The 1196-nt window shown below is 58.0% G+C and carries 1 protein-coding gene; it reads left to right on the forward strand.

What is annotated here, in order from left to right; all coding sequences use genetic code 11:
• Positions 1-201 precede the first annotated feature (201 nt).
• Positions 202-1196 (forward strand): TIGR02221 family CRISPR-associated protein (csx2, locus tag NW841_RS10100; protein ID WP_414386249.1); only part of this gene is annotated, 995 nt, incomplete at its 3' end.

Here is a 1196-nt window from a genome sequence, read left to right on the forward strand (position 1 = left end):
ATCGATAGCTTTTCGATCGAGAGCATGCCAGGATCCCCATCGTTCCAGAGGCCAACTGCTTTCTAGGCTAACTCTGGCCTCTTTCCACCTTCACTGCTTGGGAAAAGGCGTCTTGTTTTCGTGAAGGGGGGGCTTCTAGGTCGCGGTAGCTTGCAGGCGGTTGTGCTTTGATGCTTTGCAGACCCAACCGCGAGGATCCCCATGGCTAAAACCCTTTTGACCACCCTGGGCACCGGCGATTACACCGAGACGGTGTATTGTTTTGGGGAGCGGCGGGCAGAGAAAACCTGCTACGTTGCCAAAGCCCTCTGCCAGCTCTTTGAGATGGACAGAATTATCCTCCTGCTGACGGAAGAGGCCCGTGCCAAGCACTGGAGCCGCCTGCAGGAAGATCTACCTCCCCATGTGGAGAAGGTGGCCAAAGGCATTCCTGAGGGCAAAACCGAGGCGGAGACCTGGGCCATCTTCGACGTGCTGGTTGACAGCATCGAGCCCAACACCCGGCTGTTTTTTGATATCACCCACGCCTTTCGCTCCATCCCCCTGCTGGTGCTCTTGGGAGCTGCCCTTTTGCGCAAGGCCAAAAATGTCGAGATCCAGGGGCTCTACTACGGCCTCTACCGCCCTGGTCAGGCAGAAACCCCCATCATTGATCTCACCCCTGCCCTTCGGCTTTTGGACTGGCTGACGGCCACCGACAAGTTCATCAGCACCGGCTCAGCCCTGGAGCTGGGCCAGCTTTTGGACAGGGTTCAACGGGACTTTTACCGGCAGCAAAAGCCCGGCAAAGGGGATCCCAGGCCCACCCGGCTGCAGAGCTTTGGACAAGCCATCCGCGACATCTCCCGTTCCCTGGAGCTGGTGAGGCCGGTGAGCCTTTTGGAGGATGACCTGCCCAGGTTGCAAAAGCACTCCACCCAGGAGTTGGCCGAAGAGGTGGGCCAATTTGCTGAGCCCTTTGGCCTGCTGCTGCAAAGCATTCAAGATAGCTACAGCCAACTGGCGCTGCCGGCAGACCAGAAGGAGGATCCCCGAGCTCAAGTTCAAAAGCACTTTCAACTGCTGCGCTGGTATGTGGAAAAGCGCTTCACCACCCAAGCCCTTCTCTTGGCCCGCGAGTGGGTGGTTTCTGCCCTTTGCCTCTGTGAGGGGATCCAAGACTACCGCAAACGAGAAGCGCGGCAGGGAATTGAACA

The organism is Synechococcus sp. H60.3 (genome assembly GCF_047462295.1).
Lineage (GTDB): Bacteria > Cyanobacteriota > Cyanobacteriia > Thermostichales > Thermostichaceae > Thermostichus.